The sequence below is a fragment of the Natronosporangium hydrolyticum genome (genome assembly GCF_016925615.1).
GTDB lineage: Bacteria > Actinomycetota > Actinomycetes > Mycobacteriales > Micromonosporaceae > Natronosporangium > Natronosporangium hydrolyticum.
The window spans coordinates 793,280-816,261 of the sequence record NZ_CP070499.1 but is presented as its reverse complement, the minus strand read 5'-3'; the positions used below and the strand labels follow the sequence as shown (position 1 = coordinate 816,261).

Genomic DNA, 22,982 nt, shown 5'->3' with positions numbered 1-22,982 from the left:
CCTGTGCATGTACGTTCACCAACCCAGGCCTGCGAACGTACGTTCACCGGAGGTAGGCTGTGCACGTACGTACCCTGGGAGGCGCGATGATGCGGATCGAGGACAGCCAGCGACTAGGCTTGATCATCCGGCTCTCCCGGGCCCGACTGGGGCAGACCCAGGCCCAGCTCGCCGCCGCCGCCGGCGTCAGTCGCCGTTGGTTGTCCGACCTCGAACATGGCAAGCCCCGCGCCGAGATCGGCCTGGTCTTCCGGACCCTGGACGCGCTCGGCCTGCGATTGGTGGCGGAGCCCGCACTACCTGACCCCGACGAGATCGACCTCGACCAACATCTGGCCACGTTCGTCGACCCGCCCCCTGCCACCAGGGAGGCCACGTGACCCCGGCCCCCGAACGGACCCTGGGCATCCTCCTGGCGGGCGAACTGGCCGGAACCGTCAGCCAGCTCGACGACGGCCGGCTGCAGCTCGACTACGACCGTGACTGGCTGGGCCGACGCTCCCGTACCCCGCTCTCGCTCTCGCTACCACTGACCGAGGCCAGCCACGGCGACCGGCCGGTGCGCGCCTTCCTGTGGGGGCTACTTCCCGACAATGAACAGGTGCTCGACCGCTGGGCCCGCGACTATCAGGTCTCTGCCGGCAACCCGTTCGCGATCCTGCGCCACGTCGGCGAAGACTGCGCCGGCGCGGTCCAGCTGGCACCTACGGACCGGACAGCCGAGCTACTCGCGGGCGAGGGCGGCGTAGATTGGATCGACGAGGTTGAGATCGGCCGACGGATCGCCCGACTCCGGCAAGATCCCGCGGCCTGGCACACCAACACGACCGGCCAGTTCAGCCTCGCCGGTGCGCAGGCCAAGACCGCGCTGCACTACGACGCTGCGCAGCGGCGATGGGGAGACCCCTGGGGTGCGGTGCCGACCACCCACATCATCAAACCCGCCGTCGTGGGCTTCGACGACCACGACCTGAACGAACACCTGTGCCTACACACCGCCCGACTGCTAGGTCTACCCGCTGCCCGCACCTGGGTCGGCGACTTCGACGGAGAACGCGCGATCGTTGTCGAACGATACGACCGATCCTATCGGGACGGCCAGCTGCACCGGCTGCATCAGGAAGACATGTGCCAGGCGCTGGGGGTCCTGCCCACGATCAAATATCAGAGCGAAGGTGGGCCGTCCCCCGAAGGCATCATCGCGCTGCTCCGGCGCGCCGCTGCTGAGCTGGCGGTGAGCCATTTCATCGACGCGCTGGCGTTCAACTGGCTGATCGGTGGGACGGACGCCCACGCCAAGAACTATTCGGTCCTCCTCCAGGGCCCGCGGGTCCGGCTGGCACCGCTCTACGATGTCGCGAGCACGCTGCCCTATGACGATATGTACGAGCCGAAGCTCAAGCTGGCGATGCGGCTCGGTGGCGAGTACCGGCTCTCCGCGGTGACCGGGAAGCACTGGCGCCGTTTCGCGGTGCAGAATGATGTGGACCCGGCCGCATTGCTGACGCGCATCAGCGAGCTCGCCACCGAACTCCCCGGGGCGCTCCGCGTCGCTATCACCGAGCAGCCCATCACCGAACTCCCGAGCACCCTGCCTGGCCGGCTGCTCGACCGGGTAGCCGACCGGGTTCGCCGCTGCCAACGAGCACTAGCCGAGCGGGCAGCCGGCTAGCTCGGCCGGCCCTCGGTCGCCGGCACCGATGTGACCAGCTGGCGGACCCCGCCCCGCCCGAGCAACAGCAGGCCCACAGCGCCCATCGCAACGGTGAGCGTGAGCAGCCAGGTGACCTGGTCGACCGGTTCGATCGGCAGCCCGCGCAGGCCGAGGTGGAATCCGGAGTGGAGCCCCACCGCCAGCCACACCGCGCCGGTGCGCAGCCGGCCCGCGCCGGCCGCGAACCCCAGCGCCACCGCCATCAGGATGTAGAGCGCCCGCTCGAACGCCCCCTCGGTGCCGCTCTGGGAGACCAGGTGCAGCACGCCGAAGCAGACCGAGGTGAGCAGCAGCACCGTCCGGGGCGAGAGCGTGGTGGCGAGCAGATCGTGCAGGTGTCCACGCCAGAGCACCTCCTCCGGCAGCCCCTGCATCAGGATGCTCACGCTGAGCACGATCGCGATCGTCACCACCACCTGGCCGGCGGTCTCGCCGTACGCCGACCAGTCGCCGAAGCGGGCCGCGCCGGTGGCGAGACTGAACACGTTGGTCGCCAGCACCGCCGCCGCCCCCGCCACCGCCCCGAGCAGCCCCTGCGACACAGCCGAACGGCGCCAGGTCAGGCCCACTCCGGTCCAGTCCCGCTGGAGCAGGTACCGCCGCCACAGAAAGACCAGCAGCAGCGCGAGCGCTGTGACGCCGGCGCCACTGAGCACCGGCGCCACCACGCTCTCCCGACCGAGTAGGACCATCGCCGGAAGCGCGCCGCCGACCGCGGCGACAAGCGTACAGAGAGCGGTCAATGGGATGGCCCAGTACGGGCGGGCGGTAGACATGGCCGGAACGCTAGTGACCAGCCGGTCTATCCGGCATCGAGCCGCCGATAGAAGTAACCGCGACCGCGGGCATGACCCAGGTCATGGGCCGCCAGCGGGATGACCAGCGCCGCCCGTGGCGGTTAGCGTTGACCGGTGGTATCCCGCGTCGTTACGCAGCTGCGCGATCCGGACCGACCGGCGGCGCTGAGCATCACCTTCTGGCTGGTGCTCGGTCTCGTGGTGATCCGGTATATCACCGCCCCGCAGCCGCCGCTGCCGCCCTGGTCCGCCGCCCTGTTCGCCGGTAACGTCGCGCTGCTGGCGCTGCTGTGGTTCATGATGCCCTGGCGGCCGGTGGCGAGCCGGTGGCGCCAGCCCGCGGTGCTGGGCTTCCTGCTCGCCACCTTCGCCCTCGGCCTGACCGGTTCGGCCGGAGTCCACTTCCCCCTGACATTGATCGGCTTCGCCGCGGTCTCGCTGGTCTACGGTATCGGGATCGGAGCCACCGTCGCAGCGACCGCCGGTGTCGTCGTCGTCGTGTCCGGGATCTGGTTATCACCTCAGGAGCTGATCTGGGTGCTCTCCGAGGTCTCGATCGTCGTATTCGGAGCGGTCTTCGTCTTCGGCATGGTCGCCGCCACGCTGGAGGCGCGACGCCGGCGGGAGGAGAGCGAGCGGCTGCTCGCCCGGGTCCGGGAGCTGACCATCTCTCAGGAGCGGGCGCGGATGGCCCGGGACATGCACGACTCGGTGGGCCACTACCTCACGGTGATCAAGATGGGTCTGGAGAACGCCGAACGGTTCCGCACCCGCCGGCCGGACGCGGCGTGGACAGAGGTCAGTCAGAGCAAACGGTTGACCACCCAGGCGCTGGCCGAGACCCGCCGGTGGGTGCGGGCACTGCGTCCGCTGGACCTGGAGGGCCGGATCGGCAGCGCCGCCCTGGCCGCGCTGGCACGCTCCTTCGACGGCAGCGAGGTCACCGTCGATTTCGAGCTGGTCGGGCCGGAGCAGGAGCTCGACGCCGACACCGAACTGGTCCTCTACCGGGTGCTCCAGGAAGGGCTGACCAACGTGGTACGCCACGCGGACGCCGGCCGGGTCGTGGTCCGCCTCGAACACCGGCCCGACACAGTGGCGTTGGAGATCCGCGACGACGGGCAGGGCGGCAGCGATGACCACACGCCGGGCTTCGGACTGACCTCGCTCGCCGAACGGGTCCGGCACCTTGGTGGCCAACTGACCACGCAGCCTGATTCTGGCCAGGGCTTCTACCTGGGAGCGACGCTTCCGGCGGTGACCGGGTGAGCCCGATCCGGGTCCTGCTGGTGGACGATCAGAGCCTGATCCGGCAAGGTCTGCGCAAGCTCCTGGAGGTCGAGGACGGGATCGACGTGGTCGCCGACGCGGCGGACGGGCCGGCTGCGCTACGGGCGGTGGCCGAGTGCGCCCCGGAGGTGGCGCTGGTGGATGCCCGGATGCCCGGCATGGACGGCGTCGAGCTGATCGGCCGGCTGAACGCGGCGCACCCGAGCGTTGCCTGCCTGGTACTGAGCACCTTCGACGAGGACGCATACCTGCTCGGCGCGATGCGGGCCGGGGCGCGCGGCTACCTGTTGAAGGACTGCGACCCCGACGATCTGGTAGCCGCGATCCGCAGGGCTCACGCGGGTGAGATGGTGCTGGGCGGCCCCGCCGCCGCCCGGATCGTGGCGTGGCTGCGGCACACCCCGCCTGCCCCGACAGCGGCCCCGGGCGCGACCGCGGAGCCAGGCCGGGCGGAGCCCACCTTTCCCGGCGCCGCCCTGCTCTCACCGAGGGAGCGTGAGGTGGTCGACCTGGTCGTCGCCGGCGCCAGCAACCAGGAGATCGCCGCCGCGCTCTTTATCACCGCTGGCACGGTCAAGAACCATGTCTCCAGTGCGCTGCGTAAGCTCGAACTGCGGGACCGGACCCAGCTGGTCGGGCACGTCACCGGGGTACGCCGGCCGCTGCAGTGAGCTCAGCCGAGCCGCCACACCTGGAGCGTGGGCCCGTCGGCCGGCAGGGTGAGCACCCCTTCGGCGTCTCCCCGCAGGTCCGGGCCACCGCCGTAGTGGTTCACGGCCGCCGCGCCGGCGTCGAACCCGGCCAGGCGTACCGGGGTGCCGGCCGCCCGGCGCGCCAGCACCAGCACCGCCTCGGCCGGGGTCTCCCGGACGAAGACCAGCGCGTCGGGGTCGGCATGCAGCCACCGCAGACCGCCGTGGCGCAGCGCCGGCTCGGCGTGGCGCAGGGCGATCAGCGCCCGGTACGTGTCGAAGGTACGCCGGTCCTGCCGCTCCGGCCGGTGCCACGGCATCGGAGTCCGGGAGTCCTCCCCGTTGACCCCGGTCAGCCCCCACTCGTCGCCGGCAAAGACCATCGGGGTGCCGGGGAGGGTGAAGAGCAGGCCGGCCGCCACCTCCTGCCGGGCGGGGTCACCGACCACGGTGCGGATCCGGGCAGTGTCGTGCGAGCCGAGTAGGTTCCACGACGCGGCCAGCGACCGCCACGACATCGCCGCCGCGAAGGTCCGCATCGTGGTCAGGGTCGCTCCGCCGTCCCGGCGCGGCACCTCCCCCGGTACGCCGAGGAAGTCGGCCAGATCGAGGGTTGGCCCGCGCAGCCAGCTCCACACCGGCCGCAGGAAACCGGCGTAGTTCATGGTGCCGTGCCAACCCCCACGGTCCAGGTCCCCGGTGGCGTCGTGGGCGTGCTCGGCGACGAGCAGCGCGTCCGGCCGGGCCGCCGCCACCGCGGCCCGGGCAGCCGCCGCCACCTCGCTGGCGTAGTCGTCGGCGCGGAGCCGGCCAGTCATGTTCGCCACGTCGATCCGCCACCCGTCCAGCCTGTACGGGGGCCGCAGCCACCGCGCCAGCACGGCGTCGGGGCCATCGAAGAACCGGCGCCGCAGCTCCGCGCTGCCCCAGTTGAACTTGGGCAGGCTCTTCACCCCTCGCCACGACTCGTAGTCGCCCGCCGGGTCGAGGTAGAACAGCTCCCGCTCGGCGGCGGCGACCTCGGAGACCGCCGCCGCGAACCAGGGATGGGCATCGCCGCAGTGGTTGGTGGTGAGATCGCCCAGGATCCGCCACCCCCGGGCGTGAACGGCCGCGGCGAGGCTCGCCAGCGCCGCGTCCCCACCGAGCAACGGGTCGATCTGGTCGAACCCGGCCGCGTCGTACCGGTGGTTGGATCGTGCCGGAAAGACCGGGGTGAGGTAGACGGTGTTGATCCCCAGCTGGGCCAGGTGGTCTAGCCGCTGCTCCACGCCGCCGAGGTCGCCGCCGTAGAACTGGTACGGAGTCTCCGGGCCTAGCCCGACGACCGGAGTGTCCCAGTCGCACGGGACCGCCCACTCCGGCGGCGGATGCTGGTCGGCCGCCGCCGACCGGGCGAACCGGTCCGGGAAGATCTGGTAGACCACCGCATCTCGGTGCCACTGCGGTGGCGGCGCGTCGGCGACCAACCGGAAGTCGGTGGCGTCCGGCACGTCGTGACCCACCACGCCGTACTGGTTGAGCCACCGGTCGCCGCCCGGCCCGGTGAGCCAGAACCGATAGGAGGTAACCGGGTTGTGCACCGGCACCTCCGCCCGCCACCACACCTCACCACCGCGGCGGCGATCCGGCACCGCCGCAACGAAGTGTGGTTCCCCGTCCGGGGTGGTGCGCAGATGCACCTGGGACACGCCTGCCGTCTCGGGCACCCGGGCGAAGACGGTGACCGTCTCGCCGAGCGCTGGCGCGGGATTGCTGACATGGGTTGCCGAGCCGTCGTGGTGGGGGAGCACACTCAACCTTTCACGGCACCGGCGGTGAGCCCGTGCACGATGTAGCGCTGCAGGATCTGGAAGACCAGCACGGTGGGGATCGCGGTGAGCAAGGTGCCGGCCGCGAACATGCCGAAGTTGGCGTTGCGCTGGCCGGAGATCATGCCGTACATCCCTACCGCCAGGGTCTTCGAACCGTCCCGAGTCAGGAAGACGTTGGCGATCAGGAACTCGTTGATGGTGGCGATGAAGACCAGCAGCGCGGTCACCGCCAGGATCGGGGTGATCAGCGGCAGCATGATCCGGAAGAAGATCTGCACGTGGCTGGCGCCATCCACAGTGGCCGACTCGTCCAACTCCCGGGGCAGGGTGTCCAGGAAGCCTTTGGTCAGCCAGGTGTTCACCCCCAGCGCCCCACCGAGGTAGAGCAGCATCAGCCCGGCCGGGGTGTTGAACCCGATCGCCGGCCAGTACTCGGTGATGGTGGTGAACATCAGGAAGATGGTCACGATCGCCAGGAACTGCGGGAACATCTGGATCAGCAGCAGCGACAGCAGCCCCACCCGCCGCCCCCGGAACCGCATCCGGCTGAACGCGTACGCCGCCAGCACCGAGATAAAGACTCCGGCGAACGACGCGAATCCGGCGATCAGCAGCGAGTTCCAGAACCAGCGCAGGAACGACGTGGTGGTCAACAGGTCGACGAAGTTGCCGGTAGAGGCGCCGGTCGGGATCAGGTCGCTGGAGGAGAGGGTCCCCAACGGGTTCAGCGCGGCCGACACCACGAACAGGATCGGGAACAGCGCGAACCCGACCGCCACCACCCCGACCAGGTGTCGCCACCCGATGTCACGGAACCAGCTCATCGCCACACCTCCTCCTGCGCCCGGGTCCGCCGGAACGCGATCGCCGAGACCACCGCCACGATCAGGAAGATGTAGACCGAGATCGCCGCGGCGAAGCCGTACTGGGCGCCGGCGCCCCCGAAGGCGAGCCGATAGGTGTATGTGATGAGTAGGTCGGTCGCGCCGGCCAGCGGACTGTCCGGCGGGAACGGGCCGCCCCCGGAGACCAGATAGACCGCATTGAAGTTGTTGAAGTTGAACGCGAACGAGGCGATGAGCAGCGGGGTCAGCGCCACCATCAGCAGCGGCAGGGTCACCCGCCGGAACGCGTGCCACGGCCCGGCGCCGTCGATCCGGGCCGCCTCGGTCAGCTCCTTCGGGATCGACTGCAGCGCCCCGGTGGTGATCAGGAACATGTACGGGTAGCCGAGCCAGGTGTTGACCAGCAGCAGCGAGCCGCGTGCGGTCCACTCGCCACCCATCCAGTCCACGCTCCACCCGAAGAGCCGGTTGATCAGCCCGAAATCGGTGTTGAACATGTCCCGCCACACCAGCAACATGGCGAAGGCCGGCATCGCGTATGGCAGCACCAGCAGCACCCGGTAGAGCGCCCGACCGCGCAGCCGCTCGTGCTGTAACGCCAGCGCGAAGAAGACGCCGAGCGCGAAGCTGAACGCCACCGACCCGAACGCGAACGCGAAGTTCCACACCAGCGTCTCCAGGAACGGCCCGGAGACCCGCGGGTCGGTGAGCACCCGGGTGAAGTTGTCGAAGCCGACGTTGACCCGCCAGCCGGGTACCAGCCGGTCCCCGTCCTCGCTCACGAACGAGCCGCGCTCCTGATCGGCGTACCAGCGCTGGCCGGTGTCGGTGTCGACCACACAGTCGCACGCCGCCTCGTACGCCCGTTGCGCCCGTCCTTCGTACGCCCGGGACAGCCCGGAGGCGAGGATCGCCCCCTGGTCGGTCGGGACCGCCAGGTTGGTGATCTCGTGGCTGCGGGCGCTGGCCTGGCCGGCGTTGAGCACTGTGTAGCCGGGCGCCTCGGTGATCCGGCCGTCCAGCCCGACGCTCACCTGGTCGGCGGGCAGCGGGCTCAGCCCGTCCTGGTCACCGGCGAAGACCTCGCCGGTGGCGGGATCGCGGACCAGGAAGCTCAGCTGCCCGCTGGCCGGATCGCCGGTGGTGGCGATGCTCAGGGCGTACTCGGCGGAGCCCGGCACCTGCCGCACCGAGGCGGTCTGGATCGACACGATCGCCTCGTCCTGGCTGCCGCGATGCCCGTCGCCGAAGTTGGTGAACGCGGTGCTGGCGGTATAGAGGACGGGAAATAGCTGGAAGGCGATCAGAAACAGGGTCCCGGGCAGGAGGTATTTGGCAGGGATGTGCCGGCGGCTCAGATAGAGGTAGAAGATGCCGACGGTGGTCACCGCCAGAATCGACAGGCCGATCCAGGATCGCGCCTCGATCAGCGGGAAGGCGGCCCAGATCGCGAGCGCCGCCACCACTCCGAGCAGCAGCGCCTTCGCCGCCAACCCGGTGGCGGTGACCGGCGCCTCGACCCGGCTGAGGTCACCACCACCGCGGCGGCGGCGCCGCCCGCCCCCTGGCGGAGCCGGCGTGACCGGCCCCGCCAGGGATTCGCGTGCCATGCTCATCGACGATCCGGCCGGCTCAGTCGATCTGCTCGGCGATGGCCTGCGCCGCCGCGTCGAGCGCCTCGTCGACGTCCGCCCCGCCGATGATCGCCGCCTGCGCGGTGCCGAACGGCCCCCAGATCGCGGCCATCTCCGGGATCGACGGCATCGGCGAGCCGTACTCGGCCGCCTCGATGAACTTCGCCAGATCCGGGTCCGCCGACTGCACCTGCTCCAGCGCCGAGGTGAGCGCCGGTGGCCGCGGCTCCGCCTCGTAGAGCGCCACCGCCAGCTCGGTCGAGGTCAGGTAGTTGGCGACGAACTCCTGCGCCACCGCCTTGTTCTCGCCCCGGGAGGCCACGAAGAAGGTCTGCGCCCCGACGAACGGCTCGGCGGTGTCACCAGCTTCGAACGGCGGCACCGGGGTGATGTCGTACTCGATGCCGGCTTCCTTGACGTCGTTGACCGCCCACGGGCCGGAGACCAGGAACGCGCAGTCGCCGTCGGTGAAGGTGGGGATGGCGTTGTCGCCGGAGATCGAGCGCTTCAGCGCACCCACACCGGCCTCGCCGAGCTCCCGGATCTGCTCGAAGGCGGCCTTCGAGGCGTCGCTGTCGACGCCGAGGTCGCTCGGGTCCCAGGTGCCGTCGGCGGTGGTACCGAAGAGATAGCCGCCACCGGAGGTGAAGAGCGGGTAGATGTGGTAGGTGTCGCCCTGGTCTCCCACCTGCAGGCACATGATCTCGCTGGCGTCACCGCTGTCCTGCAGCTGCTGCCCGGTCTCGACCAGCTCTTCGATGGTGGCCGGGGCGTCGGGCGCCAGCTCGGTGTTGCGGATCAGCGCGAGGTTCTCCAGCGCGTACGGCACCCCGTAGGTCTGCCCTTCGAAGGTGACCGCCTCGATCGCCACCTCGGGGAACTCGGCGAGCGCCGGGTCGGACAGCTGCACCGGGTCGACGGTGCCGTTGCGGACCAGGTTGCCGATCCAGTCGTGGGCGCCGACGGTCACGTCCGGACCGGCTCCTTGCTGGGAGGCGGTGACGAAGGTGGACTGCAGGTCGTCCGGGGGGTGTTCCTCGATCACGAGCGAGACGCCGAGGTCGGCTTCGATCTGGTCCTGGAACTGCGCCAACACCCCGGCCCGGTTCGGGTCGACCCAGATCACCAGCTCGCCGCCGGTGGTGTCGGCGTCGGTGGTCGGGTCGGCGGGGTCGCTGCTGCAGGCGGTCACGGCGAGGACCAACGCCACTCCGGTGGCCACGGCCGCGTGTCGCGTACGCATCACATCACATCTCCTGTCCGGTCGACGGTTCGCGGCGGGAACGGCGGCCCTGGGGGCCGGTCCGCCGCGACGGGTACGTCGTTGCCGGCACGTTAGCAAGGAGTTTCAAGTTTTGGAAGAGCTTGCCACCGCTTTCGTAACGATGTTGCGATGTGCGCTATCGTCTGACCATGCGTACACGACTGGCGGACCTCGCCGCCCAGGCCGGTGTCAGCGAGGCGACGGTGTCGCGGGTACTCAACGACAAGCCCGGCGTGGCCGCCGAGACCCGACAGGCCGTGCTCACCGCGCTCGATGTCCTAGGTTATGAGCGACCGGCCCGGCTGCGTAAACACAGCGCGGGGCTGGTCGGGCTAGTGGTGCCGGAGCTGGAAAATCCGATATTCCCCATGTTCGCGCAGGTGGCGGAGTCGGCGCTGGCCCAGCACGGCTACACCCCGGTGCTGTGCACCCAGACCCCGGGCGGGGTCACCGAGGACGAGTACGTCGAGATGCTGCTGGAACGCTCGGTCGCCGGGATCATCTTCGTCTCCGGTCTGCACGCCGACACCACCTCCGACCCCGGCCGCTACCGGCGGCTGGTCGCGCAGCGGCTGCCGATCGTGCTGGTCAACGGCTACATGCCGGAGATCGAGGCACCGTTTATCTCGCCGGACGAGGGGGTGGCGGCGGAACTCGCCGTCAGCCACCTCGCCTCGCTCGGCCACCGCCGGATCGGCCTGGTCACCGGCCCGCGCCGGTTCCTGCCGGTGCAGCGCAGGCTGGCCGGCTGGCGCGGCGCGATGACCAGCCTGCTCGACACGCCCGAGTCCGAGCTGGACGAACTAGTCGCGCTCTCGTTGTGGTTCAGCGTGGAGGGTGGCGTGGCGGCGGCGACCCGGCTGCTCGACCGCGGCGTCACCGGGCTGGTCTGCGGCAGCGACCTGATGGCGCTCGGCGCCATCCGGGCCGCCCGGCAGCGGGGCATGACCGTCCCCGGTGACCTGTCGGTGGTGGGCTACGACGACTCCCCGCTGATCGCCTTCACCGACCCGCCGCTGACCACTGTGCGGCAACCGGTCGGGCAGATGGCCTCGGCGGCGGTCGGCGCGCTGCTCGACCAGATCGGCGGGCACGGCGCTCCGCACTCGGAGTACGTCTTCGCGCCGGAGCTGGTGGTCCGGGCCTCCACCGCCGCCGCCTCCCAGGCCCAGCTGCCGCCGCCCAACCAACTGGTACGCACCGCTTAGCGGCCACCCGAAAAGCGAAGATCAAATGCCCTGGGGCGGTACGACACGCTGCGTGTCGTACCGCCCCAGGGCATTTGATCTTCGGGCGGCCTCATTGTCAGAAGATGTCGGCGGCGGTCGCGACGACCGTCCGGGGTGGCAGCTCGCCGGCCACCCCGGTGCGGGAACAGACGGCATAGACCGGTTCCGGGTGTGCGGCGGTGACTAGTCCGGCCTCGACCACTTTCCGCTGGAGTTGTCTCACCAGCCGGCCACCATCCACCTGCCGAGCCCACTTCGCCTCGCCCACCAGCGAGACTCGCCGCTCCACCCCGGTCAACCCGACCGCGTCGAGTTCACAAGGGTCCTCACCGGGCGGAACCCGCTGTCGCCAGAACCGACCGATCCCCGTCATTGGCTGGACCCGCGGATCGTCGGCGAGCACCCGGACAAGGTGTGCCCGGAACGCCTCCTCCCACCGCTGGCCCATGAAGTGGTCGAGCTGGTGAAGCAGCAACGGCGCGAGGCTGCTCCCCAGGCGTTGGGAGATCATCGAGCGATGCGGCTCGACGACCGACAGCCAGAACGCCAGGAAGTTGTCCGCCACCCGGTAGTAAGCCAACCGGGGATCGACCTTTCCGGCGACCGGCAGGACGCGATCGATCAGCCCCAACTCCTGCAGCGCCGCCAGCGGCCGGGCCGGGTCCGCGCCGAGTGACTGCTTGAGTTCCCCGTATCGGCTTCGTCCCGCGGCGAGCGCTCGAAGTACCTGCTCGGGCAAGCGCTCCCGGCGACCACCGGCGAAGTCTTCGGTAGCGAGCAGGAAGGAACCCTCATTCAACAGCAACGCCTGTTCCGAGCCGAACAGCTCGGTAAGGTTCTCCGCCGCGGTGGCACCGTCGTCCCAGAGGCTCAAATAGAAGGGGCTGCCGCCGCAGATGCCCCACGCCCGTGCCCGCTCGTCGGGAGTGAGCCGGGGCAACATCAGCGCTGCTTCGTGCGGGCCGAATGGCCGCACCTGCATTCGCAGCGTGGCCCGGCCGAACAACGGCGCCCGCTCCGCCTGCAGCGCCTCCATGGTGCGGACAGCCGAACCGCAGAGCACCAGCCGCAGCCGCCGGTCCCCCATCCGCTCCCAGATCGCCCGCAGACCGCTCTCGAAGCCCGGGTTTGCCGGCAACAACTCGGGCACTTCGTCGAGCACCACGACTAGCGGCTCGCTCACCGCCGCCGTCGCGAAACAGTCGAAGGCATCGTCCCAGTCGACGAAGGGGCGGGTGCGCAGGTCCCGCAAGGGCAGGTCGAGCACCGGGGCCGCGGCGGCCGACAACGCCGCCAACTCCTCGCCGGGCGGCCGGTTGCGAGCCGTATGCACGATCGCGCGTTTCGCCTTGGCCCAGTGGGCGAGGAGGTAGGTCTTGCCGACCCGACGCCTCCCCCACACCACGCCGAGCTGCGGGCCTGGTCGCTCGAACCACTTCTGCAGCGTCGCCAACTCAGTCGTCCGGTTGACAAAGTCCGCGCCCATGCTCACCCCCACCCAGCTTACGACTATCGCAACTAACGATAGTCGTTAGTTGCGATAGTCGCTAGTTGCTTCACCGGCAGCCCGCGCAGGCCGTGAGCCGAGTCGCCGAGTCGCCGAGTCGCCCGAGCGACCACGAGCTGCAAGCTGCTGAAAAATTGCTGCAAGATCTATCCCTGCGCTACCGTGGGCTCATGCCGAAACCAGATTCCTGGGCGCGCGACGCCGTGATCTATCAGATCTACCCCCGCAGCTTCGCCGACGCCGACGGCGACGGCGTGGGCGACCTCGCCGGTATCACTGCCCGGCTGGACTACGTCGCCGGGTTGGGGGTGGACGCCATCTGGCTCAGCCCGTTCTATCCGTCGCCGATGGCCGACCACGGCTACGACGTCGCCGACTACCGGGGAGTGGACCCGATCTTCGGCAGCCTCGACGACTTCGACGCACTGCTCGCCGCCGCCCACGAGCGTGACCTCAAGGTGATCATCGATATCGTGCCGAACCACACCTCCGACCAGCACCGCTGGTTCCAGGAGGCGATCGAGGCGGGGCCCGGCTCAGCCGCGCGTGAGCGTTACCACTTCCGGGACAAACCAACCGACGGCGGCCCGCCGAACAACCTGCACAGCGTCTTCGGCGGCCCGGCCTGGACCGAGCTGGACGATCAGGTCTACCTGCACATGTTCGCCCCGGAGCAGCCCGACCTGAACTGGGAGCACCCGGAGGTCCGGGCCGAGTTCGCCGACGTCCTCCGGTTCTGGCTGGACCGCGGCGTCGACGGCATCCGCATCGACGTCGCCGACGCTCTGATCAAGCCGGAAGGGTTGCCGGACGTGCCGGTGGAGCCCGGCGAACCCGGCGGCGACCCGGCCCACTACCGCAACCTCGACGGCGTGCATGAGATCTACCGCGAATGGCGGGCGGTGCTCGACGAGTACCAGCCCGAGCGGGTAGCCGTCGCGGAGGCCTGGTCGCCCGGGTACGAAAGCCTGGCCGACTATGTCCGGCCCGACGAACTCCACCAGGCGTTCAACTTCCGGTTCCTGGCCACCCCGTGGGACGCGGCCGCGTACCGCAGCGTTATCGACTCGTCGTTGGCGGCGATGGCCGCCGTGGACGCGCCCACCACCTGGGTGCTCTCCAACCACGACGTGATCCGGCACGCCAGCCGGTTCGGCCGGCTCGGCGCCACCACCGCCGGCGTGCCCGGCGGAGCCAACCGGGAAGAGCCCCAGGTGGATCCGGCGCGCGGGCTGGCCCGCGCCCGGGCCGCCACCCTGATGATGCTGGCGCTGCCCGGCTCCGCCTACCTCTACCAGGGTGAGGAGCTGGGTCTGCCGGAGGTCTTCGACCTGCCCGATGAGGTCCGGCAGGATCCGGTCTTCTTCCGCACCAACGGCGAGCGGGTCGGGCGCGACGGCTGCCGGGTGCCGATGCCCTGGTCGGGGGCGGAGCCGCCGTACGGCTTCACCGCTGACGGCGGCAAGCCGTGGCTGCCGCAGCCAGCCGACTGGGCCGCCTTCACCGTCGAGGCGCAGCAGCACGACCCCAGCGCCACGCTGGCGCTCTACCGCACCGCGCTGGGCGTACGCCGGCAGTTGCAGCTCGGCAGCGGCGAGCTGACCTGGATCGACCCGCCCGCCGACGACCTGCTGATCTTCCGGCGGGCCGGGCTGGTGGTCACCACCAACTGCGGCAGCGTCCCCGCCCGGCTCCCCCAGCAGTACGGCGAGCCGGTGCTGACCAGTGGGCCGGTGCCGGAGCTAGAGCTGGTGCCACCGGACACCACCATCTGGTGGCGCACCACTGACCGCTGACCCGATCCGCCGCCGCGCCGGGAAGCCGGCGCGGCGGCGGCGAGGTGCTGGTGTCGGTGGTCAGCCTGCTCAACCCTTTGGTGATCATGAAGCCGGCGGCGGGCGGTCGGTGGCGGCCCAGGCCGCGGCGTAGAGCACGATCTGGTGCACCAGGTAGAGGTAGACCAACAACCCGGCCGCCGTCGCCACCACCGAGTACGCCGGGTTCTCCTGTACCCCTCGTACGTAGGCCTGGCCGAGGGTATTGAGGATCACCAACGCCACCGCGACCGCGACCGCTGGCGGCAGCAGCCGCCGGAGCGGCGCCCGGATCCGGGGCAGCACCGAGAGCAACGCCACCGCCAGCACCAGGTTGACCCCGGCCAGCAGCACCCACCCGATGGGCCGGATGATCCAGGCGACCGGCTGCGCCCACGCCGCCACCACCGCCTCGATCCCGGTCACCACCGCGAACGACAGCCCCAGCAGCAGGGCGAGCCCGACCAGCGCGACCAGGTCCACCAGCCGGCGCACGATCGCGCTGCCCGGCGCCTGCTCCAGGTGCCAGATCCGCCGCTGTGACGACCGCAGCGTCTCCACCCAGCCGAGCCCGGTGACGACCAGCCCGATCAGGGCGATCACGCCGGCGGCGCCCCGGCCGGCCGCGATCTGATCGGAGTCGATCACCGGCAGGTTCTCCTGCAAGAACTGGTCGACCTGTTCCCGCAGGTCGACGTGGTACTCGACCAGGAAGCCCAGCACCGAGTAGAGGACCACCCCGAAGGCGAAGATCGCGAAGAAGCCGAAGTAGGCGATCGCCGCCGCGAGCCGGGCGCCGTACGCCTCGGCGTACCGCTCGTGGGTTCGTAGCCCGTGATCGACCACCGGCCAGCGGTGGCGGGCCTCGGCCACCGCGCGCTGTGCGCGTTCCTTACCCCGGGCGATCGCCTTCATTCGCCCATCCTGACCGACCCGGCTCCGGGCCGGTCGCTATTCGCGACGCCCGGCGCGGCTCGGCGGCAGGAAACCCACCCGGTCGTACGCGGTCCGCAGCGTCGCCGCCGCCACCGCCCCGGCCTTCTCGGCGCCGATCGCGAGCAGCTTGTCCAGCTGGGCCGGGTCGTCCAGGTAGCCGCGGGTGCGTTCCTGCAGCGGCCGGAGGAACTCCACCACCACCTCGCCGAGGTCTTTCTTCAGGTCGCCGTACCCCTTGCCGTCGTACGCGGCGGTCAGGTCGTCGAGCGACCGGCCGGAGAGGGCCGAGTAGATGGTGAGCAGGTTGGCGATGCCGGGCTTCGCCTCCCGGTCAAAGACGATCTCGCGACCGGTGTCGGTCACCGCCGAGCGGATCTTCTTGGCGGCCCGGGCCGGATCGTCGAGCAGGTCGATCAGGCCGTTGAGGGTGGAGGCGGACTTGGACATCTTGGCGGTCGGATCCTGCAGATCCACGATCTTGGCGGTCTCCTGCGGGATGAACGCCTCCGGCACGGTGAAGGTCTCGCCGAAGGTGGCGTTGAACCGCTGCGCCAGGTTGCGGGTCAGCTCCAGGTGCTGCCGCTGGTCCTCACCGACCGGCACCGCGTCGGCCTGGTAGAGCAGGATGTCGGCGGCCTGCAGCACCGGATAAGTGAACAGCCCCACGCTCGCCCGCTCCGCCCCCTGCTTGGCGGACTTGTCCTTGAACTGGGTCATCCGCGAGGCCTCCCCGAACCCGGTGAGGCAGCCCAGCACCCACGCCAACTGCGGATGCTCGGGCACCTGCGACTGGACGAACAGGGTGCACCGCTCCGGGTCCAGCCCGGCGGCGAAGAGCTGCGCGGCCGCGACCCGGGTCCGGGTCCGCAGCTGCGCCGGATCGTGGCCGGCGGTGATCGCGTGCAGGTCGACCACGCAGTAGAAGGCGTCGTGGGTGTCCTGCATCGTCACCCAGTTGCGCACCGCGCCCAGGTAGTTGCCCAGGTGGAACGAGTCGGCGGTGGGCTGGATGCCGGAGAGCACGCGGGCACGAGACATACCATCATTGTCGCAATCACGCCGCGACCTGGTGACCCCAGGCCCGACCGCTGATCTAGGCTGGCAGCCGTGACCGCCGCGAACCAATTTCGGAACGTGTTCGGACAACCACCGACCGGGGTCTGGGCCGCGCCCGGCCGGGTCAACCTGATCGGTGAGCACACCGACTACAACGACGGCTACGTCCTGCCCTTCGCGCTGCCGCTACGCACCGAGGTGGCCGCCGCGCCGCACGACGAGCCGGTGTGGACGGTGTGGTCGGCGCACTCTGGGGAGATGGTCGAGTTCGGTCCGGCCGAGCTGGAGCCCGGCGGTGTCGACGGCTGGGCCGGCTACGTGGCCGGCGCCGCCTGGGCGCTGCGCGAGGCGCGGTACCCGCTGACCGGCGCCCGGCTCGCGATCGACTCGGCGGTGCCGGTAGGCGCCGGCCTCTCCTCCTCGGCCGCGCTGACCTGCGCCGCCCTCACCGCCCTCGCCGACCTCGCCGGTGCCTCGATCCCCGAGACCGACGCCCCCGGGCTGGCCCAGCGGGCCGAGGCCGACTACGTCGGGATGCCCTGCGGCATCATGGACCAGACCGTGGCGATCCGCGGCCAGGCCGGCCACGCCCTCTTCCTCGACTGCCGCACCGAACAGGTCAGCCAGGTGCCGCTCGACCTCGCCGCCGCCGGCCTGGCCATCCTGGTGATCGACACCCGGGCACCCCACCGACTGGTCAGCGGCGAGTACGCCGCCCGCCGCGCCACCTGTGAGCAGGCCGCGGTGACCCTGGGGGTGCCGGCGCTGCGGGACCTGACTCCGGCCGACCTGCCGGCGGCCTCGGCCACGCTCACCGACCCGGTGCAGCGGCGGCGGGTACGCCACGTGGTGACCGAGAATCAGCGGGTCCTCGACACGGTCACCGCGCTGCGGGCCGGTCAGCTGCGGGAGATCGGGCCGCTGCTGTCGGCCTCGCACGCCTCGCTGCGCGACGACTTCGAGGTGACGGTGCCGGAGCTGGACCTCGCCGCCGCGGCGGCCGAGGCGGCCGGCGCCCACGGCGCCCGGATGACCGGCGGCGGCTTCGGCGGCTGCGTGCTGGCGCTGGTCGAGGCGGATGCGGCCGACCGGGTCGGCGCGGCGGTGACCGACGCCTTCGCCGGCAACGGCTTCACGACACCGGTGACCTTCACCGCCACCCCGGCGGCGGGCGCCACCCGGCTGCCGGCGCAGCCGTAGCGCTACCCGGTGCGCTCCGGCGCCGGCTCCGAGCGGCTGACCGGAACCCGCGGGGCCGGCAGCGACGAGGGCTCGGTCCGGACCGTCAGCGGGGCCGCGGTATTTACCGTCACCTGACCGCTGCCATCCGCCATGATCTCAAGTGGATGCCCGGCCACCTGCACACCGTCGACCCGCATCGGGAACCAGTCGGCGAACTCCGGCCGGGGCGCCACGGTCACGGTGCCGGCCGGCACGTCGGCGGTGAGCCCCAACGCCGCCTGCACCAGCACCGCCACCGACGCCGCCGACCACGCCTGCGGCCGGCACGAGGCCGGGTACGCCCACACCGGCCCGCCGGCCGCAGCCACCCCGCCGAAGAGCTCCGGCAACCGGTGGTCGAAGGCGGGCGCGGCCCGCAGCAGGCCGGCGGCGAGCGCGGCGGCGGGCTGCGGATGCCCGGCCCGGGCCAGCCCGAGCACGGCGATCGCCGTGTCGTGCGGCCACACGCTGCCGGTGTGATACCCGAGCGGGTTGAAACCGGCCGCCTCACCGCTGAGCGTGCGCAGGCCATAGCCACAGTCGAGGTCCGGCGCGGCGAGCCGGGCGGCCACCTCCGACTCCTCCGCCTGGGTCAGCAGCCCGGTCCCGAGCAGGTGGCCCAGGTTCGAGGCGGGGACCGCCACCGGCCGTTTCTCGGCGTCGAGCGCGAGCGCCGGGAACCGGCCCCGCCCGTCGGCTACCCAGAAAGCCGCCCGGAACCGGTCCCGCAGCCGGTGCGCCCACGCAAGCAGCCGGTCGGCCCCGGGGCGGTCGAACCCGGCCAGCAGCGCCGCCCCGGCCTGCGCCGCCTCGTACGCGTACGCCTGGGCTTCGCTGAGGACGATCGGCGCGGCGGCGATCCGACCGTCGGCGAACTGGATGGCGTCCTCGGAGTCCTTCCACCCCTGGTTGGCCAGGCCCTCGCCGGTGACGTCGAGGTACTCCAGGAAGCCGTCCCCATCCGGGTCCGACTCGTCGGTCAACCAGCGCAACGCCGCCTCGAGCGGGTCCAGCAGCTCGGCGACCTGACCGGCGGGCAGCCCCCACCGCCAGGCGTCGTGCAGCAGGCAGATCCACAGGGCGGTGGCGTCCACCGTGCCGTAGTAGACCGGGTGCCCGCCCACCGCCCGCGGCGGCAGGCTGCGGACCTCGTGCGGGATCTTCCCCGGCGCCTCGGCGGTCGCCGGATCGTGCCGGCGGCCCTGCCGGCGGGCGAGCGCGTGCAGGGTGCCGCGGGCCAGCCCGGTGCCGAACGGCAGCAGGAACCGGGCCGCCCACAACGAATCCCGGCCGAAGAGCGTGAGATACCACGGACTGCCGGCGGCGGCGAAGACCTCCGCCGGGTGCTGTGGGTCAGCCACGGTCAGCGCGGTCAGGTCGGCCAGCCCCTGCCGCAGCAGCGGCGCCAGCGGCGGTGGGCCGCCGGAGACGGCGGGGTCGCCCCACCCGGGTGCGGCGGCGCGGAAGGTGTGGGCGCCGGCCCCACCCTCGGTACTGACGGTGAGGGTCACCGCCCAACTCTCGCCCGCCGGCACCCGTACCCGCCATCGCCACACCGCCGGCTCCGGGTCAGCGACCGGCTCCGCCGGCTCCGGGTCAGCGACCGGCTCCGCCGGTCGGGAAGCACCGACGATGGTCCGGCCGCTGTCGCCCACCCACTCCATGCGGTCGCGGTCGGTGGTCCCGGGTCGCAGCGGCGCCGCCGGCTCCCCGTGCTTCACCGCGTCCATGCTGGCGAAATCGGTGGCCAGCTCGACCGCCACCTTCGCCGCGATCTCCCGCCGCGAGTTGTTGACCAACGTCACCGTCTCCAGCAGTCGCTCGCCGTCGATCCGGCGGTCCCGCTCCAGCCGTACGGTCGGGTCGGCGATCGGGTCTCCCAGATGCCGCACCACCGCCACGAACCGGGCGGCGCCGGCGCCCAGCGACTGCTGGCTGACCGGGGTCGGGGCCTGGTCGTCGACGGTCACCCGCAGCCGCGACAGCACCCGCCGGTCGTGCTGGAACACCCCGTCGGCGCCGTCGGCTAGCTGCCCGTCCGGGCGGGAGAGCACCACGGTCGGCGCCCGCAGACACGTGACCCGCTCATGCAGGTACGGCTGCGGAGTGGGTGCGGGGAGGTCGGTCATCTCGTCCTCGATCCCGTGGGCTGGCTGGAGGGTACCTACCAGTGTGCCCGCTAGCTGCGGTTAGCCGCCCATCCTGGGTGGAGTCGGCAGGTGTAGCTGCCGAAACACCGGCCCTCGTACTCGGCGGTGAGGATCTCGAACCCGGCCTGGGTCAGCATCGGCTCGAAGAGCCAGCGGAAGGTGCTGTGCTCGGTACGGATATGGGTGGCGTAGTCCTCGGCGGTGTACCCCTGCGCCGGGTCCGTCGCGGCGCCATCGAACCAGCTTCGGAACACCGGCTCGGCCTCCGCGGGCAAGAAGTCGTAGATCAGGTCCCGGAGCCGGAGGACTCCGCCGGGCCGCAGCAGCCCGGCGATCCGCTGCAGCGCGATCGTCTTCCAGAAATCCGGCAACTGGTGCAGCGCATGCCGGGTGAAGACCGCGTCGACCGGCGACCCGGCGTGCTCATAGCTTAGGAAACCGGCCGGCACACACTCCAGATTGGTCAAGCCTTCGCCGCTCGCCCGCTCCTGCAACCGCTCGAGCATCGGCTCGGCGACATCGACCGCGATCACCCGGGCGAATTCCCGCGCGGCGGGGATGGCGAATTGGCCGGTGCCCGCGCCGAAGTCGACGACCGTAGCGGCCGGGCCCACCCCCGCCGCCCGCAACGCCGAGATCTCGACCGCTGGGTCAGGGTGGCCCTGTTTCCGGTCGAAGCCGGCCACGAACTCCGGGTCCAGATGCTCCGGGCCGGCGTGAGCGAGCTCCTCAAGCCGCCACTGCGGCTCCGGGCGGGCAGGTCGGGACCGGGTGAGGACCCGGGTGGTCGGACCAGCCGCATTGGCGATGTCCCGCACCGGCACGAACCCGAGTTTGCCGAGCAACGCCAACGACGCCGTGTTCGGCGCCGCCACCGTGGCGTGCACCTCGGTCAACCGGAGCTGCTCGAAACCGTACTGGACCAAGGTTTCGGTGAGTTCGGTGCCGAGACCTTGGCCCCAGACCTCGGGCGAGAGGGCATAGATCAGCTCATGCCCGTTGACCGTTTCGGTCGGCTTCAGCTCCGCGTGGCCGACGTACCGGTCGCCCCACCACACCGCCCACACATCGAACCGACGCTGCTCATAGATCGGGAAGATCCGCCAAAACAGGCTGCGATCTGCCGCTTCCGGCTGCGGCCCGTCCCCCATCCAGCGGGAAACCCGCTCGTCGGCGAAGAAGGCGACGAACCGCTCCTCGTCCGCCTCGGTGTAGCGGGTCAGCAGCAGCCGGTCGCTGCGCAGGGTAGGGCTCATGGCCCGCACGCTAGGCCGGCCGGCACCGCCCGGACAACCGGTTTAGCCCCGGCGGAGGGCTCACCGGGCGGCGAGGCCGGCGGCCCACTCGGCGACGAGCTCCTCGAGCACGGTCAGCGGCAGCGCACCGGAGCCGAGCACGGTGTCGTGGAACCCGCGCAGGTCGAACCGCGGCCCCAGCCGCTGCTCGGCCTCCGACCGCAACCGCTGGATCTCCAACCGCCCGACCATGTAGGCCAAGGCCTGCCCCGGCTCGGCGATATAGCGGTCCACCTCGGACTCGATCTCCACCTCCGGGGTCGCCGTGTGCTCCCGAAGGTAATCCACCGCCTGCTGCCGGCTCCAGCCCAGCGCGTGCAGTCCGGTGTCGACCACCAGCCGGGCGGCCCGCATCGAATCCTCGCTGAGCATCCCCAACCGGGCCAGGTCATCGGAGTAGAGCCCCATCTCGTCGGCGAGCCGCTCCGCGTACAACCCCCAGCCTTCGGTGTACCCGGTGAAACCGACCAGCCGCCGGACCAGCGGCAGGTCGGTCAGCTCCTGCGCGAGCGCGAGCTGGAAATGGTGCCCGGGAACCGCCTCGTGGAACGCCACCGCCTCGTAGGTGGCCCGGCCGCGCTGGTCGGCCTCGTGGGTGTTGGCGAAGTAGGTGCCGGGCCGGCTGCCGTCCAGCGCGGGCGGAAAGTAATAGGCCGCCGGGGAGCTCGCCGCCTGCGACTCCGGCACCGGCTCCACGGCGCACCGCTGCTTCGGCAACACCCCGAACCACTCCGGCGCCGCCTGCTCGGCCCGGACGATCGTGTCCCGGGCATGGGTCACCAGCTCGTCGCCGTCGCGCCACCGCAGCTCCGGATCGGTACGCAGCCGCTGCTGGATTTCGGAGACGGTGGTGATGCCGAACAGCCGGCCGCCAACCTCCGCGTACTCATTGGCCAGCTCGGCGATCACCCGCTGGCCGGTCTCGTGCAGCTCCTGCGCGGTGCGCTCGGTGGTGGTGTGGACCCGGATCAGCGTGGCGTAATACGCATCCCCCTTGGGCAGCCAGCACAGACCGGGGCGCTCGTCGGGCCGGCCGTGGGGCAGGATCTCCGAAGCGAGCACCTCCCGGTAGCTCGCCACCGCCGGCTGGACCACCTCGGCGATCAGCTGATCCCGACGGTCGGTGAAGTCGGTCACCGACTCTGGCGCCGACACCGCCCGCAACGGCGCCAGCTCGGATTCGAGCAGCCGGTCCAGGTGCGCCACGGCGGCCGACACCAGCCGCGCCACCGGCACCCGGCCGGCCGCCACCCCCGCCCGGTGCCGGTCAGCGACGGTCGCCAGCAGCTCCGGCAGCAGCCGGAGCCGAGCCAGGTACCCCTCGGCGTGGGCCGGCTCGGTCAGGGTCAGCATCGGCAGCATCGCCAGGATCTCGATCCCCGGGGCGAAGAGCGCGTTGTCGGTGATCGCGTACTCCACCTTGTGGGTGTCGAGTTCGTCCCGCATCGACTCGGCCACCCGCCGCACCACCGACCGGGTGACCCGATCGGCCGGGGTCAGTGACGCCGGGTCGATCGCCGCCGCCTGCTCGGCGAGCGCACCCAGCCGGTCGCGCAGCGCCTCCTCGCCGGCTGCGCTCAGATCCGGCAGCTGGTCTTCCCGCTCCCGGATCCCGGCGACGCTCAGCCGCAACGGGTACGCGTCCAGGGCCAGCTGATACAGCTCGTCGGTGACAGACGCGGTGGCGGCAGCAGCGTCGGCGGTGGTCGACATCTTCAGGGTCC

The 22,982-nt window shown here is 71.2% G+C and carries 18 protein-coding genes; 7 read left to right on the top strand and 11 right to left on the bottom strand.

From position 1 onward, the window contains the following. Window positions 1-86: 86 nt before the first annotated feature. Together JQS43_RS03705 and JQS43_RS03700 are read left to right on the top strand one after the other, a co-directional pair. On the top strand, window positions 87-380 hold the full coding sequence (locus tag JQS43_RS03705) for a helix-turn-helix domain-containing protein (protein ID WP_239677649.1): 294 nt from the start codon (window positions 87-89) through the stop codon (window positions 378-380). After that, entirely contained in the window at window positions 377-1,672 is a 1,296-nt protein-coding gene (locus JQS43_RS03700; protein ID WP_239677648.1) for a type II toxin-antitoxin system HipA family toxin, read from the top strand. Before JQS43_RS03705 ends, JQS43_RS03700 begins: the two co-directional genes overlap by 4 nt. Here the strand turns inward: JQS43_RS03700 and JQS43_RS03695 are convergent. After that, window positions 1,669-2,490, bottom strand: a complete 822-nt coding sequence (locus JQS43_RS03695) for a CPBP family intramembrane glutamic endopeptidase (RefSeq protein WP_239677647.1) — start codon at window positions 2,488-2,490, stop codon at window positions 1,669-1,671. The genes JQS43_RS03700 and JQS43_RS03695 overlap by 4 nt on opposite strands. Before the next feature lie 135 nt (window positions 2,491-2,625). Here JQS43_RS03695 and JQS43_RS03690 point away from each other — a divergent pair, with 135 nt between their 5' ends. Continuing rightward, entirely contained in the window at window positions 2,626-3,780 is a 1,155-nt protein-coding gene (locus JQS43_RS03690) for a sensor histidine kinase (RefSeq protein ID WP_239677646.1), read from the top strand. After that, on the top strand, window positions 3,777-4,472 hold the full coding sequence (locus JQS43_RS03685) for a response regulator (RefSeq protein WP_239677645.1): 696 nt from the start codon (window positions 3,777-3,779) through the stop codon (window positions 4,470-4,472). The genes JQS43_RS03690 and JQS43_RS03685 overlap by 4 nt, the downstream gene beginning before the upstream one ends. A 2-nt stretch (window positions 4,473-4,474) precedes the next feature. On the opposite strand, the gene JQS43_RS03680 is transcribed toward JQS43_RS03685, so the two are convergent. Genes JQS43_RS03680 through JQS43_RS03665 form a run of 4 tightly spaced genes read right to left on the bottom strand, consistent with a single transcriptional unit; the run spans window position 4,475 to window position 10,029 of the window. Beyond that, window positions 4,475-6,286 (bottom strand): glycoside hydrolase family 13 protein, encoded by a 1,812-nt coding sequence (locus tag JQS43_RS03680; RefSeq protein ID WP_239679301.1) that lies wholly within the window; start codon window positions 6,284-6,286, stop codon window positions 4,475-4,477. A 2-nt stretch (window positions 6,287-6,288) separates the two neighbouring features. Further along, the gene (locus JQS43_RS03675; protein ID WP_239677644.1) at window positions 6,289-7,131 is read right to left on the bottom strand and encodes a sugar ABC transporter permease; all 843 of its coding nucleotides are present in this window, start codon (window positions 7,129-7,131) and stop codon (window positions 6,289-6,291) included. Next, on the bottom strand, window positions 7,128-8,762 hold the full coding sequence (locus JQS43_RS03670; RefSeq protein WP_239677643.1) for an ABC transporter permease subunit: 1,635 nt from the start codon (window positions 8,760-8,762) through the stop codon (window positions 7,128-7,130). The genes JQS43_RS03675 and JQS43_RS03670 overlap by 4 nt, the downstream gene beginning before the upstream one ends. A 22-nt stretch (window positions 8,763-8,784) precedes the next feature. After that, window positions 8,785-10,029 (bottom strand): sugar ABC transporter substrate-binding protein, encoded by a 1,245-nt coding sequence (locus tag JQS43_RS03665; protein WP_239677642.1) that lies wholly within the window; start codon window positions 10,027-10,029, stop codon window positions 8,785-8,787. A gap of 170 nt (window positions 10,030-10,199) precedes the next feature. Here JQS43_RS03665 and JQS43_RS03660 point away from each other — a divergent pair, with 170 nt between their 5' ends. Further along, window positions 10,200-11,258 carry a LacI family DNA-binding transcriptional regulator gene (locus tag JQS43_RS03660; protein ID WP_239677641.1) on the top strand — a complete coding sequence of 353 codons (1,059 nt, stop codon included), beginning with the start codon at window positions 10,200-10,202 and terminating at the stop codon, window positions 11,256-11,258. Between the two features lie 97 nt (window positions 11,259-11,355). Here the strand turns inward: JQS43_RS03660 and JQS43_RS03655 are convergent, their stop codons facing one another. Then, a complete protein-coding gene (locus JQS43_RS03655; RefSeq protein WP_239679300.1) occupies window positions 11,356-12,765 on the bottom strand; it encodes an ATP-binding protein in 1,410 nt (469 codons plus the stop codon). 191 nt (window positions 12,766-12,956) lie between these two features. Here JQS43_RS03655 and JQS43_RS03650 point away from each other — a divergent pair, with 191 nt between their 5' ends. Beyond that, entirely contained in the window at window positions 12,957-14,582 is a 1,626-nt protein-coding gene (locus JQS43_RS03650) for a glycoside hydrolase family 13 protein (RefSeq protein WP_239677640.1), read from the top strand. 84 nt (window positions 14,583-14,666) lie between these two features. Here the strand turns inward: JQS43_RS03650 and JQS43_RS03645 are convergent, their stop codons facing one another. Both JQS43_RS03645 and trpS read right to left on the bottom strand, forming a co-directional pair. Next, window positions 14,667-15,515, bottom strand: a complete 849-nt coding sequence (locus JQS43_RS03645; RefSeq protein WP_239677639.1) for a YhjD/YihY/BrkB family envelope integrity protein — start codon at window positions 15,513-15,515, stop codon at window positions 14,667-14,669. Window positions 15,516-15,551: 36 nt separating this feature from the next. Then, complete coding sequence (gene trpS / locus JQS43_RS03640) at window positions 15,552-16,574, bottom strand: tryptophan--tRNA ligase (RefSeq protein ID WP_239677638.1); 1,023 nt, start codon at window positions 16,572-16,574, stop codon at window positions 15,552-15,554. A gap of 69 nt (window positions 16,575-16,643) precedes the next feature. On the opposite strand from trpS, the gene galK reads away from it, so the two are divergent. After that, window positions 16,644-17,792, top strand: a complete 1,149-nt coding sequence (gene galK / locus JQS43_RS03635; protein WP_239677637.1) for a galactokinase — start codon at window positions 16,644-16,646, stop codon at window positions 17,790-17,792. A gap of 2 nt (window positions 17,793-17,794) precedes the next feature. Here galK and JQS43_RS03630 read toward each other — a convergent pair whose 3' ends face one another. From JQS43_RS03630 to JQS43_RS03620, 3 genes are read right to left on the bottom strand one after another with little or no spacing between them, the layout of a single operon-like run. Beyond that, window positions 17,795-19,942, bottom strand: coding sequence for an amylo-alpha-1,6-glucosidase (locus JQS43_RS03630; RefSeq protein ID WP_239677636.1), 2,148 nt, complete (start codon window positions 19,940-19,942; stop codon window positions 17,795-17,797). A gap of 50 nt (window positions 19,943-19,992) precedes the next feature. Beyond that, window positions 19,993-21,219 (bottom strand): bifunctional GNAT family N-acetyltransferase/class I SAM-dependent methyltransferase, encoded by a 1,227-nt coding sequence (locus JQS43_RS03625; RefSeq protein WP_239677635.1) that lies wholly within the window; start codon window positions 21,217-21,219, stop codon window positions 19,993-19,995. A 60-nt stretch (window positions 21,220-21,279) separates the two neighbouring features. Continuing rightward, window positions 21,280-22,971 carry a DUF885 domain-containing protein gene (locus JQS43_RS03620; protein ID WP_239677634.1) on the bottom strand — a complete coding sequence of 564 codons (1,692 nt, stop codon included), beginning with the start codon at window positions 22,969-22,971 and terminating at the stop codon, window positions 21,280-21,282. Window positions 22,972-22,982: the final 11 nt, after the last annotated feature.